The organism is Mediterraneibacter sp. 210702-DFI.3.120 (assembly GCF_020561005.1).
Classification (GTDB): domain Bacteria; phylum Bacillota; class Clostridia; order Lachnospirales; family Lachnospiraceae; genus Mediterraneibacter; species Mediterraneibacter faecis.
Map to the genome: position 1 here is coordinate 1 of NZ_JAJCNG010000007.1, position 13861 is coordinate 13861.

A 13861-nucleotide genomic window follows, 5' to 3' on the forward strand; every position below is an offset into this window, starting at 1 on the left:
ACAACCATAAACGCTCGTTAAAAGCGTCATTCTATATCGCCATACAAGACGATTGCGTAAGGAAAAATCCCTTTGATTTCAAGTTAAGTGAAGTCCTAGAAAATGATACCAAAGAGAAAGTTGCATTGACAGAGGAACAGGAACAAGCCTTACTCTCATTCATCAAGACGGACAATGTGTATCACAAGTATTATGATGATGTGCTGATACTGTTAAAAACAGGACTTCGTATCTCGGAACTGTGCGGACTGACAGTAGCCGATATTGATTTCAAGAATGAAGTTGTGATTATCGATCACCAGTTACTAAAGAGCAAGGAACAAGGCTATTATATTGAAACGCCTAAGACGAAAAGCGGAATAAGGCAAGTACCATTAAGCAGAGAAACGATACAGGCATTTCAACGGGTTATGAAGAAACGCCCAAAGGCAGAACCATTTGTGATAGACGGACGGGGCAATTTCCTATTTGTCAATCATAAGGACAAGCCAAAAGTTGCGATTGATTACAACGCCTTATTTGTCCGTATGGTAAAGAAATACAACAAGCACCACAAGGACAATCCCTTGCCACATATCACACCGCATACGCTACGCCATACGTTCTGCACAAGGCTGGCAAGCAAGAACATGAACCCAAAAGATTTACAGTATATCATGGGGCATTCAAACATTAGTATCACAATGAATTGGTACGCTCATGCGTCCATAGATACCGCAAAATCAGAGGTTCAGCGTCTATTCGCATAAGAAGTATTTACCACGATTTTAACCACGCTTGATAGCGAAAATATAAGAAGATAGACCTAGATATGTGAGGTTTACCACAAAAGAAAAATGCCCGTAGAGCCGATAAAATAAGGCTTTGCGGACATTTAAGAAGATATAAAAAGATAGTCAAAAAGACATATATAATTTAAGAAAAATTATGGATTTCTTTAATCCTGTTCATCCTGTTTGGCACTGTCTTTTCAGAACGAAGTGATCTCATGCTGTACCGCATAAAACAAAAACGGAAACTTGCATATGCAAACATATTAATCAGTTTATTGAAGAAAACAACTTTGCTGCAGTATTTACTATTTCTGCCGGTATCCTGCCGCTTCCGGATCTATCACGGACCGGTTATGCAGAGATTATAAAGCGAACTGACTTTTCACTGACCATGGCTAAGCAGCATGGAAGAAACTGCTATTATATATTCCAGGAAGAAGAGTACCAAAATTTCTTACGTATCCGCGAGATCACAAATGAGCTTCATTCAGCAGTAAATCATGGTTTCCGTGGATTCTCAATAATCTTCCAGCCAGTCATGGATATCCGACAGGATAAACTGACCGGAGCAGAGGTGCTGATACGCTTTGCTTCTAAAAAATTTGGACCGATCTCACCTGCTGAGTTCATACCACTTTTAGAGACAAGCGGACTGATTATTCCAACCGGACGCTGGTTCATGCGAGAAGCAATAACCGCCTGCCGGAAAATCCGGATGCAAATTCCTGATTTCAAAGTTAATATTAATGTATCCCAGGTGCAGATCACAAAATCAGATATTATTACAGACCTTATCAGCGAGATGGACGCTTCTGGTCTTCCACCTGCTGCAATTGCAATCGAACTGACAGAAAGTATTCTGCTCGAAAAAAATGAAAAGGCGCAAAACTTCCTGAAAAAATTAAAACAGGCTGGCTTGCAGTTAGCATTGGATGACTTTGGAACCGGTTATTCCAACTTTCATTATCTGAGTGAACTTCACCCTGATATTGTTAAGATTGATCGTGGTTTTACTTCCAAGGCAATCACAGACAAAAAGGAATATTATCTGTTAAATCAGTTTAGTAACATGATTCATAATCTCGGTCTGAAACTTTGTATTGAAGGTATTGAGACAGAAGACGAATTACAGAAGATGAAACTTCTGAAACCGGATTACTGCCAGGGATTCTACTGGGGACGGCCGTGTTCTTATGATGAGTTCAGGAAATATTTTGTGGATGTGAAAAGATAATTACATCATTAAAAAAGAGAAGCCAATTCCCAATCATTTGGGAACCAGCTTCTCTTTTTTCACTATTAAATTGCCCCGGTATTCTGTATCCAGACATCTCTCCTAGAATTTTCCGCCACCGCCTCCGGCAGTACTTCCGGAAGATGTTGTATGCGTACTGCTTCCGCCGCCACCACTGTGAGAATCATTTTTCTCTTTTTTTGTTTTTGTCATTGTATTATACAGGAATATGTCTCTGCTCTCAGTAAGATTCATACTTCCAGCTTTCACATAATTATTAGCTGCTGCCTGGAAACGTACTGTTTTCAGCTTTGATTTCATAGTGCCAACAACAATCAATGAAAGGACGATACCAGCTACTAATGAAATCGGAATCCAGATCCATGACATTGGTTTTTGTGGTTCATTATCGATATCATAAGGTTCTCCGGTTTTTGCCTGCGTAATAAAATCATCACACTCATCAGCAAATGTATCAAATGCTGCCGCAAAATCACCATCAGACAAATCACCCGTCATCTCTTCTCCTATGTACTGGATACCTGCATCCGTAAATGCTGTAATAGCATATCCGTAAGTTGCCATATACCAGTCATGATCTTCCATGCTGATCAGAAGTATTGTTCCATCCTTGTCCGGTCCATAACCATAATTATGAGACTCATAGAATCGTTCCGCATAATCAGATACCGTCAGTCCATCCAGTGTATCGGTTGTGACAACCGTCACATCTACCTTCTGTCGCGTACTGATCTCATCTAACTTACTGGTTAACAGCTCCCTCTCATCTGCAGACAGAAGCTCCGCATTGTCGATGACACGAGGATATTCATTCGCGAATTCTTCTGTTTTCTCCGCAAAAGCCGGAACTGCAAGACCTAGACAGAGGATGAGGATCGTCATAAACGATAAAATTTTTTTCTTCATTTCCCCACCTCCCTAAAACAGCCCGATCAGGTGCAAAAGCCATGCAGCACCATACGTTACAACTGAGAATACAGCTGCCAGCATCACTGTCCAGCGTGCTGCTGCACCTTTATCTACCGGCAGATCACCGACAAACTTTCCTGTCTGTCCATTCATTGCAAAGGTGTATTTGTTTCCGTTCCATGTGGTATTCAGAAGCCATACCGGATACAGTGCATACTTTGCTTTTCCGCCATGAAATTGTACACTGCTATTGTCTGTTGTTACTGTAGCATAACCTTTTACTGTCTCAGCGAAGGCTTCCTCTGTAGAATGTTTTACACGTTTATTGGCACGTTCAATACTTTGTTCGGCAGTTACATCATACTTATCAGCCAGATATCCTGCAAGATAAGCAGTCTGGAAATCCACCGCATCTGAAATATTGAATGGCTCGATAGATTCCATCAGATCGTCTGCCATCTTTGTAGATCCATCTACCGGAACATTTTCAAAACCAATACTTCCACCCCGGTGAACCATAAAATGACTTGTCTCAGTATAATCATAATCACTGTCGCTCCACATTCGCACCTTTGTTGCCCGATAGCGGACTGTGGCATCTACATTTGTATCAAAAAGCCAAAATGGAACGTAAATACCTTTGATCTCATCAATATGATTCTGATCCTTGAAAATCTTTGGCAGAAGACGTTTTCCGGTCAGATGCTTCTTCAATCCTTCTTTTGCTGCCTTTTTATCTAATTTGAACGGAATCACCAGATCCGGTTTTAATGCTCCCGAAAATTGTCCCATCATTACGATCGGATTATCACAGAATGGGCAGGTTGTTGCTGCCATGTTGGCATCTCCGACAATCTCGCCTCCACAGGACTTACACACATACGTGCGCAAACAATCTGTTTCACCTTCCTGCCACTCACTGCCTGCGGAAGTATCCCACTCCATGTCATCTGTCTGTTCATTCTGCAGCTCTGCATCATAACCTTTGAGTTCATCCATCTCGAACTCAGTATCACAGTACGGACACTTCATCTTCTGAATCTTACTGTCAAAGGCGATTGCACCGCCACAGCAAGGACATTTAAATTCCTGCAAGCCTGCCATAACTCATTCTCCTTTCTTCCATGCCGGGCTTCCGGCAGTTATTTTCCAACCGCTGTTCATCCGTTACTGTCTGTCGTTCTCATCAAAAATATCTCCACACTCCGGACAGAATCTTGGCGGATTCTTCGGATCTTCCGGTTCCCATCCGCACTTATCACAACGGTAAAGCGGTGTGCCTGCCGGCTTCTTTGCTCCACAGTTCGTACAGAATTTGCCTTTGTTTACTGCGCCACAGGAACACGTCCAGCCTTCGTCCTCTGCCGGTCTCTTTGTTCCACAGTTCGGACAGAAATTACCTGTTACTGTAGTACCACATGCACATTTCCATCCGCCTGCTGCCGGAGCTGCCTGCGGTGCCGGTGTCGGCTGTGGTGTCGGAGCTGCCTGCTGCTGTGCTGCCTGCTGAGCCTGCTGTTGCTGTCCCATAGCAAAAAGATTCTGTGCATTCATTCCACCACCTGCAGCATTCATTGCCATACCCATGCCCATGAATCCTGTCATAGCTCCTGCCTCGTTGCCCGCTGCAGTCTTCATCGCATCTGCCTGAGCACCGACAAGTGTAGCTGCTGCCATTGTAGGATCACGCATGATAGCTGTACGCTGTGCCTGTTTAATCAGTTCTGCATCCTCGTCCGGAAGAATAACTGATCCAAGAGCAATACTTACAACCTTCAGTCCACGAAGAGTTCCCCATTTCTCTGAAAGTGCAGTATTCATGGCATTTTCAAGATCTGTATTGTGTGTTACGATCTGATTTGGACGAAGTTCCATCTCTGACAGACGGCCAAATGCCGGCTGCAGGGCTGAGATAAATTCTGTCTTAAGAGTACTGTCAAGTTCTTCACGGGAATATTCCTGTTCTACATTTCCACATACATTTGAATAGAACAACAGTGGATCAACAATCTTATAAGAATATACACCTGAACAACGGATTGATACGTCAATATCCAATCCAATCTTGGAGTCTACTACACGGAACGGAATCGGATTCGCTGTACCAAAACGGTTTTCCAGAATTTCCTTTGTATTAAAGTAATAAATTCTCTGATCCTTACCTGTATCTCCGCCATAAGTAAAACGCTTGGCTACGGTTTTAAATGTCTCTTTAATGCTCTCACCGAGATTTCCCGAGAAAATGGATGGTTCTGTTGAGGTATCATATGTAAATTCACCAGGCTCTGCACAAACTTCTACAACCTTGCCCTGTTCTACTATGATCATACACTGTCCATCAGCCACGGCAATACCGGAACCGTTAGAAATGATATTGTCATTTCCTTTTGTATTAGAAGAACGACCTGTCGTTCTCTTCTGTCCCTTTGTAACGAGCACTTCTTTCGGCATAGATTCGCAATAGAAAAACTCTTTCCATTGATCCGCTAATGTTCCACCGAGTGCACCCATACCTGCTTTAATAAGTCCCATATTGACTCCTCCTTTTCCAACTTAGAATCTGTCTGCATTTTTAAATTCCATAGACATATCCAATGTGTTCTTTCCTTTTATTGTATTATAACAAAAAAGAAAGAATCTGTCTGTCCTCAAAAAATAGATTAGCTGCTTTTTTACACAAAAAGCAGCTAGTCTATTTTCCAGACTAACTGCTCCTGTTGAATTCTTTTATTAGTTTTGTTCTGTCTCTGAGATCTCTAATTTCTTCTTCTGAAATTCCATATTAGACAGTAAAATGTTCATTGCAAAACCTACAAGCAAAGCCCATCCGGAACCTTTGAATGCAAGCACTGCTGCCATTACTCCGGCAATACTTTTATCTGTACTCGTCTTACAATAATCCATACCGATTCTTGCACATACATATGCCTGGAATAACAAAGTGATCGCAGAACCCACGCCCATGATTGGTTTCATGAATGACACAATCGGCACTAAAATAACACTGATGAATGTTGCCATACGGAAAGAACTCATTCCACCGATCAGCGATTTCATCGCTTTCTTTCCTTCTTTATAACGCATTGCAACAGATACGGTCATACCAATCCAAAGCGGACCTGCCAGTGGTGGGAACGGTGCAAAAATTGCAAGGATCAGGTTTCTAAGACCACTGATCAGGTTTGATCTGCTTGAATTAAAGTCAATATATTCGTCACTTCTGCTGTCCTGTGCTTCCTCTACCAACGTCTGTGATGTAACAAAATCTCCAAACGCAAGTACATAACAGATTAACGCCAACGGAATTGCACTTATAAATTTTGAAATCGGTGGAAATCCGACTGCAAAAATACTGACTGTGTGGAAAATATTACTAAAGTCAGGAATTCGGATGAATGTTCCAAGTTCGAGAACCGGTTTTGACAATTCTCCAAGCAATACTCCTGCTAACATAGCAATCAGATATGGGAATAAGTTTCCATATTTTGCCATGATATCCAATATTTTATATTTTTCTCTGTTCTTTTCACAGAACGGTGAAAAACTCAAAAACGCAAGTAACAATGTACCGGAAAGTGTTGCGATTGGCGCAGTCATCAGCTGGCTTCCATCTGAGAGCTGTCCTTGCAATACTGTAATCGGTGCTGCAATCAGAATACCGCCTTTTATTGAATTCGGCACACCATTCACGAATTTATCTGCAAGCTTGGTAATTCCCATAAATATAAATACAAATGCAACAAGCAGCTGCAATGCAATCATTGCCTGAATACGCTCCGGTCCTTTTGGGAATCCATTTAAATATGCCAGTGTAAATGGTAATGTCGGTGTGATCCATCCCGGGACAACCGGATCTCCTAACCATCCATGAAGCATGTACATAAATACTTCAATGATGACGCAGCTCCATGCAAGTTCATACGGAAGTCCAAGATTATCCGTCAGATACGGAATCGAACTTAACGCAGTAGCGCCAAGGATCAGACCTTGAAAAAATTCTACATATTCTAATTTATAATGAATTCCCGGAATACGCCACTGAAATGGGCCGAGTGGAATATAGGGAAGTTCGTTGGCTTTTCTTGTTCTTTTCGGACTCATCTTTTAAGCTTCTCCTTCATTTTTCGATTTACAAGTGTCTATTTTTTAACAATTTAATCTCAAAAAAAGGACTGCATTCTTTTTGATGATAACATCTTTTGGAACAACAGTCCATTTTTTTCGTATGAATTGAGATTGTTACTATGTTACTTCCTATAATGCACTTTTTCCGAAGATTTTTTTGTGCTGTGCTACTAAGTAGAGAGAACTTAAAATAGCAAGGATTGCAAATACTAACAGCATGATCATGAGGCTGTATACTGCACTGGCCTCGCCTGATGATTTTGTAAGCTGTGCTGCCACTACTGGAATCAGGTAGCTTGCCGCACCCATAAATGTGTAATAAATACCAGTATTTCTTCCCTTCGGTCCTGGGTTAAATAACTGAACAACTGCAAGACCAGTCTGAAGAGCACCTCCTGCTGCGAAGAATCCCAACATTGCGATAGCGATGTAAATGATTGCCACCTGATGGATAAACAGTACACCCGCAAGTGCAACTGCTGTACAGATAGAATCAATAAGTACAACCTTCAGCGGATTCCATTTTAATTTTGCCATCATGAACGCCCAGAAAAGTACTGCACAGATAGATCCGATCGTATAAATAGAAGTCATACCTGCTGCCTGAATCTCGGAAAGTCCACATACGGAAAGTCCAAATGCTTTTGTATACTGCTGTGCGCCATACATGATCGCCATGCAGAGGAACGCATAAAACATGACAAGAAATACGATAAACTTGTTTGGCTTTACAAGCATTGCAGCCTTCGCTGCATCAATCTCTGCCTGCACTGCATTGTCGGATTTGTCTTTCTTTCCTTCTGACGCTTTCTTCTGATCATCATAAGCAAACGGTGCAATAATTGCAAGTACAAGACAAACAATCGACATCACAAGCGGAATAATAACATTTAATTTCCAGTTTCCGCTGCTTGCGTTATGAACAACCAGGAATGGATAAATCATACCGGAAACAGAAACAAAAAATTTGATTCCGATCAGTGCAGATCCAGGTGCTGCCGGATAAGCTTCCTGTACAGCAGGATATCCTGATGCATCCCAGAAACCGGATGTTGCAACTCCAGTAACAAAATGTCAATAGTTTTTTAATCATTTTTCTCAAAAAGGCAAAAAAATAGAACGTATAGTTTATTTCCATACGCTCTATCTCACATTTCATATTAAATTTTGAATTCTACAAATTTTTTATATTTCGTTGTCAATATGTTTTCTACTCTAACGCCCCTTTTACTTTTTTGTGGGAAATGCACCGCTCCTCCCGATTGGCAAGTGCCTTCACCCTGCCTTCTAACAGAAGTTCCCTTCCTTTTTCATTTCTTGTATACACACAGTCATAATTTCCGATATACGGATGCATGCATTTTGCAAAACGTTCCGCATCCTCCTTCTTTTTCGAAAAACAATTTGGAATGGCATAGAAACCATTCAGTCCTTTGTGTCCCTTCTTTTTCACAAGTATGTAACGCTGGTTGTCGATCACATCAAAAAATTCATTGACACACTGTGCGAACAACGCTTTATCCCTGCCGCTTCCACCGGACAGATAAATAATATGGTTATCCGGTCCGTTTGATTCTGTCTCAACTTTACAGTGTGTTTCTTCCAGAAGCTGTTGCTCCTCTAATGCTTTGCGGATTCCATTTCCAAATGCCTTTAATCTTTTTAGCGGACTTCCCAACATGAAAATTTTCGGGAAACGTATCATAATTCCAGCCAGTCCGGCAGCAATGAAGAAGTAACAGGTTCCGGCCAGGATACCATTTTGGGACGCTGCAGCAACAATACCTGCCCCAATTGCCCCGATCAGACACAGAATTCCTGACAGGATCATTGTAAGAATCGCATCCCAGAAAACAACACTTGTGACAAATTTGTCTTTTACTTCTGTCTCATCCACAATATCCATTTTGTCATAGACTGCAAGTGCACTGTTCCAACGTTCTTTTAACGTATCGCGCTGCCCCGACATTTTCAGCATTTGTCTGTTAATCCTGTCAATATTCGTTTTATTAAATGGCGTTTTAATAACTGACAACCGTTTCATTCCATTTTCAATCGTATTTTCTGTATAATGCAGACCGAGAAAATGTTCCATCCTTCGCTCCAGCATACTGTAATCTTCACTGATCTGATTGTCATCTGCCTTTAGCACTTCGTTCCACGGTCTTAAACAGACTAAATGCCAGATGTTACTTGTTTTTTCCGGATGTTCTTTCATCACACGGATGGCACGCCCTCTCATCTGGTTGCTTAACATAAATGAGCCTACAAAGCTTGCAAGGATCAGGGAATTGATACAAGGAGAATCCCATCCTTCCCCTAACAGCGATTTTGTACCGATCAGCACCTGCATATAGCCTTTTGAGAAAATATCTGTTACCGCCCCTGTGAGAAAATGTGCATTTCCAACCGCTGTCACTTTAAGATAATCTGTTTCAGAAAGATTTCCGATCCTGCTGAATGTAACTTTTCCGCTCATTCCGATCGCCTGCTCTAATGCTTCTCTTGCCTCTGCCGGAATGATCACAATCGTTCCACAAAGCACCCCAAAACGGATTTGTTCGTTTTTCTTTTCATTGTCACGACGGAGCATCTCAAAAAACGGAAGCACTCCAAGTGAGTTAACATCATATTCTGTATTTCCAATTGCTTTTTCATATTCTTTCCGGATGTAATCTGTCAAAACAAGCAGCCTCAAATCCTGACCGGATGCCTCATATTCATGGAACACAATATCACGGATGCTGTTACATTTTCCAAGGGAATTTGTGAGCATTTTTTCCACTGCCGCACTTTTCGTCATGACGACTTTTTTCTTTTCTATCAGACCGTCGGATTTTAAATCAGCAATTAGCAATTCACGATATGTCTTGTCACACAGGTATGAATCCACATCATCATACAAGAATCCCTGTAACAGACGCTCCATCCATTGCACATTCATGTCCGGTAATTTTTTTGCCCCCAAAAGCCTCTGTAATCTGGACGGAATTGCAATATTTTTGCTCTGTAAATAAATCAACAGTGATGCCAGATATGCCGGATTATCCAGAAGCAGATCATCTGAGAGCTGTCCACTGAACCCCTTATGGCTTCTTACGTACGTAAGGAACTGAGTATCCCGCATGATTTTTTCTGTCATTGCTTTACTGCGTTCTTCAAAACGTCTGACTTCCTTCTCTTCTTCTTTTGTTGGATAGTTGAAGTAAACATAATCCTGATGCGGACAGAGGCTTCCCTCTTTTACGAGCTCCGGTATCGTAATCTCTTCATCGATCTCTCCACACATATTCATGTACCGCGTCCACATAGCCGGTGTGGAATCATATGGTGGTGTTGCTGTCAAAGCGATGATTTTAAGGTTATTCACCTGTTTTTTGAATTCTTCTAATGCTTTCCACCATTCACTTCGCAAGTGGTGGCATTCATCCAGACAGAGTACTTCGATCCCAGCCTCTTTCATCGTCCCAACCAGATCAAAACCGCTGTAATCTACTTCCTTTGTCTCTGTTTTCGCCGGGCACTCGTCTGTGCCTGTGCCACTATCCTCACCTGCATCTTCCTGTATTCCCTGAAATCTTGTCATGGCACTGTGTAATGCCTGATAGGTTGCAACCGTGATCGCCTTTGGCTGTTTTAAATTCTGTGAAAGATAATCTTCCCCCTGTATGCCCTCACATAAAAAAGCTTCCTCAATCCTTGCGATCCACTGCTCCCGGATCGTAATGGATGGTGCCAAAATCAGTGCTTTTCCGTTCATCCTGCGGATCAGTTCAATTCCCAATGTCGTTTTCCCGGATCCGGGTGCCGCTACAATATGTATTTTTCCATCTGCCATGTACCTGTCTGCGTGTTCCAAAACCCTTGCCTGATACCTTCTCCATGTTCCTTTAAACTCTAAAATACCTTCGTAATTCATAATCATCCATTTTTCTCTGCTTATTCCACTTTTTCTGTGGTCTGTAACTATTATATACAACTGCCAATTTTCTTACAAGAAAGATTCCGTGTCCAATAAGAAGTATGCCTATGTTGGGATATTTAAATCATTCTGCATCCTCAAAGCAAATGAATTTAAATAGAATTTCAGGTGTGCCTGTGATAAAATATTAATAAGTTTAACAACTGAAATTTGACTGTATCATTTTGTTCATCAAATTTATTATTCATAAGGTGTCTATTTTGATCCTAAGAAGAAATGAATTTTAGGTCTTGTATATTCATCAAACTGATCTTCTGTCTCTGTATCAAATGAACAAGACAAACTGATAGGCGCATCCTGATCATAGAAACGGAAACTCTTATAAAATGTCCCATTTAGAAATTCATCTTTAAATTGTTGTGGAATAGCCTGATAAGATAATATCTCAGGATTAGATACGGATACATTTAAATTCTCAAAAGACTTTTGTAATGTCGCAAAATCTTTTTCTGCCTGCATTAAATTCTCTTCTAAACTCTTATTAATATCCACACCTTCTGCATATGAGATATTGGTGATAGTACCACTATTATTGACTTGAACATGAACATAACAATCAGTAGCACCTGAATCTCTTAAATATCCCATAACAGTATAACTTGATCTACTACGTGATTCATTTGGATTGTCTGCATGTACTCTTACACATACAGGTTCTAATGCCTTTTTTACTATTTCTACTTGTTTTGCAGAAGCTGCAATTCTTTGATCCATTGCCTGCTTTCCTTTTATATATTGAGGTATATAAGTACCGACTACAATAAGTATTGGGATAACTGCAAAGGCAATGAGTTGTTTTTTTATATCAGGAATAGGGATTCTATAAGCATGTGCCATGTTCTCGGCATTACTTCCTGCTTCAGATAACATATCTATAGATGTAGAGACTGTACTTACTGCACCAGCCACCTGCATAGCACTTCCTATATTCTTTGCAGTATCATTATCACTTTCTTTAAGGAATCGACCAACAGCTTGTGACGCCAAAGCAGCAGATACCTCTTTAGAATAATCTGTTTCTGACTGTTTCACATTTAATCTACCTATAAGAGATTTCCATTTCTTACCGTTCATTCCAAACTTAGGGGCAAGTGCACAGAAACAGAATATAATAACATATATAATGACAAATCCTAATGCAGTAAACATCCCTGTAGGCTGAAAACCTTTGTTTTGGAATACTAAATCATCTATCATCTCTAATGGTACTATTAATGCACATTGTACAAATGAAAAGATGAGTGCAACCACTGCAATCTTTGGATATATACAATATCTTTGAATCATTTTTTTCTCTTTATTGTTAATCATGGATATCACCTCTGTTTCTAGTATAACTTATTTTTGAATGAAAAAAGAGCGATATTTTGCTCTTACTATATTTGTTTCTTAACTAAAAGGAAATTACGAATATTTTGATGTTTAATACCATACTCAAGTTTGATTGTATCATGGTTCATCCTTGACCCGTTAGAGGGCAACGCATTTAATCCGAACAGCTCATTTAAAATAATATTATTCCTTTATAATTCTACAAACTTGAATTTTGTCTGATTACCAATTATCTTTTGTAATTTATAGCTGCATCAAAAAGAATACCAATACACTCAAGAGTATCGTTACTATTCCCATTATGATAAACATCATGGAAGTAAAACTTTTTGAAATTGGTCTATCAACATAGCACTTTTTAGGATTGTTTGGATTATAATAAACTGTCATCTTACTGTTGATAGGCCACAACTGCTCTGCAAGTTGACGCAAATTTGCAATGGATCCAGTTTTTACATGTAGCCAGCCTTTTTCATCTTCATAGACTTCTGATTTCACCGGTACGGGTACTCCAGATATTTGCGTTGTTTTAATTCCACAAAATATTTTCTTTGTTTTATAACAAGTTCCATTCACAAAGTACTCCACGATTGGATACACCCTTCCATTTCCCGGAAACCCATATTGTTTAACAATACCGTCTGTCTGCTTTGTACACAATTGATTCTGTCTTTTTACAATGATATTGAAAGTAACTCCTAGTAAAACCAATATTAGACCAAGACCTCCAACTGTCATCAATTCTAACCATGCAATTTGTATTTCTGTCATAGTTTCATCACCTCAAATTCCAGTTTTCTTGATTCTGCAAACTTGAATTTGTAATTACATTCCATACATATTGGCATTCTTTACAATCACTCTATCTCCTTTTTCTAATTGTTCCTTAGAAACTCCTCTTAACCCAAGTCCAACATGTTCTGTTTTATATCCACAACCATTTGATTTTCGTTCTTTTGTATGTATATCGATGTTAGTAATTATAGTCTCTAATACACCTCCATTTGTTTTATAAACACACGCATTTTCTCCTTCTCTACACATTCCTGTTGATATGTTTCCTGTGACAACTGTTCCAACCCCCATAATTGTAAATACATCATCAATAATCAATTCAAAGTCTTCTTTTAAACATAATGGAACATCTAATCTGTTCATATACTCTTTTTCTCGCTCTTTTTTGCTTTTACCAAATAATCCCATAGTGTTTCTCCTTTATAACTTCTAATTTGTTGCTCAAATCATATCACATTTTCAAACATATCTCAATTCCAATTGTCTCTGCCCCCATCTATTGCATTGCCTTTCGGCTTGCTTCTGTAACCAGCATCCGGTTAATCTTTTCTTGCATGGTTTCCTTTGCATCTTCATTGAAATGATAGCGGACAACATATACTGTCTGCCCGATTTTCTTTGTAAATGTGTTTCCCTCTGTTTTTTTATTCATCATTTTTTCCATAATCATCTATTTCCTTTCTTTCCTGT

General features: G+C 39.9%; 11 protein-coding genes and 1 pseudogene. 2 read left to right on the forward strand and 10 right to left on the reverse strand.

Annotation, left to right across the window (positions count from 1 at the left end; all coding sequences use genetic code 11):
* On the forward strand, positions 1–749 hold a 749-nt coding region (locus LI162_RS05130; RefSeq protein ID WP_227155906.1), incomplete at its 5' end, for a site-specific integrase.
* A 415-nt stretch (positions 750–1164) separates the two neighbouring features.
* Positions 1165–2007 carry an EAL domain-containing protein gene (locus tag LI162_RS05135; protein ID WP_227155908.1) on the forward strand — a complete coding sequence of 281 codons (843 nt, stop codon included), beginning with the start codon at positions 1165–1167 and terminating at the stop codon, positions 2005–2007.
* Positions 2008–2109: 102 nt separating this feature from the next.
* Here the strand turns inward: LI162_RS05135 and LI162_RS05140 are convergent, their stop codons facing one another.
* The 10 genes and pseudogenes from LI162_RS05140 to LI162_RS05185 all read right to left on the reverse strand — a co-directional run bounded on the left by LI162_RS05140 (position 2110) and on the right by LI162_RS05185 (position 13835).
* The gene (locus LI162_RS05140; protein WP_227155910.1) at positions 2110–2934 is read right to left on the reverse strand and encodes a TPM domain-containing protein; all 825 of its coding nucleotides are present in this window, start codon (positions 2932–2934) and stop codon (positions 2110–2112) included.
* A gap of 12 nt (positions 2935–2946) precedes the next feature.
* Complete coding sequence (locus LI162_RS05145; RefSeq protein ID WP_227155912.1) at positions 2947–4041, reverse strand: DUF2089 domain-containing protein; 1095 nt, start codon at positions 4039–4041, stop codon at positions 2947–2949.
* A 63-nt stretch (positions 4042–4104) separates the two neighbouring features.
* Positions 4105–5469: an SPFH domain-containing protein gene (locus tag LI162_RS05150; protein WP_117569921.1), complete on the reverse strand. Its 1365-nt coding sequence runs from the start codon at positions 5467–5469 to the stop codon at positions 4105–4107.
* A gap of 198 nt (positions 5470–5667) precedes the next feature.
* Positions 5668–7038 carry a hypothetical protein gene (locus LI162_RS05155; RefSeq protein ID WP_227155914.1) on the reverse strand — a complete coding sequence of 457 codons (1371 nt, stop codon included), beginning with the start codon at positions 7036–7038 and terminating at the stop codon, positions 5668–5670.
* 153 nt (positions 7039–7191) lie between these two features.
* Positions 7192–8121 (reverse strand): annotated as a pseudogene (locus tag LI162_RS16055) (MFS transporter); the annotation flags it as partial.
* Between the two features lie 151 nt (positions 8122–8272).
* On the reverse strand, positions 8273–10987 hold the full coding sequence (locus LI162_RS05165; RefSeq protein WP_021738878.1) for a DEAD/DEAH box helicase family protein: 2715 nt from the start codon (positions 10985–10987) through the stop codon (positions 8273–8275).
* A 252-nt stretch (positions 10988–11239) separates the two neighbouring features.
* Positions 11240–12355: a hypothetical protein gene (locus LI162_RS05170; RefSeq protein ID WP_227155915.1), complete on the reverse strand. Its 1116-nt coding sequence runs from the start codon at positions 12353–12355 to the stop codon at positions 11240–11242.
* Between the two features lie 264 nt (positions 12356–12619).
* On the reverse strand, positions 12620–13147 hold the full coding sequence (locus tag LI162_RS05175; protein ID WP_227155917.1) for a DUF3592 domain-containing protein: 528 nt from the start codon (positions 13145–13147) through the stop codon (positions 12620–12622).
* A gap of 54 nt (positions 13148–13201) precedes the next feature.
* On the reverse strand, positions 13202–13579 hold the full coding sequence (locus tag LI162_RS05180; protein ID WP_055169795.1) for a hypothetical protein: 378 nt from the start codon (positions 13577–13579) through the stop codon (positions 13202–13204).
* 88 nt (positions 13580–13667) lie between these two features.
* On the reverse strand, positions 13668–13835 hold the full coding sequence (locus LI162_RS05185) for a transposon-encoded TnpW family protein (protein WP_081695227.1): 168 nt from the start codon (positions 13833–13835) through the stop codon (positions 13668–13670).
* Positions 13836–13861: the final 26 nt, after the last annotated feature.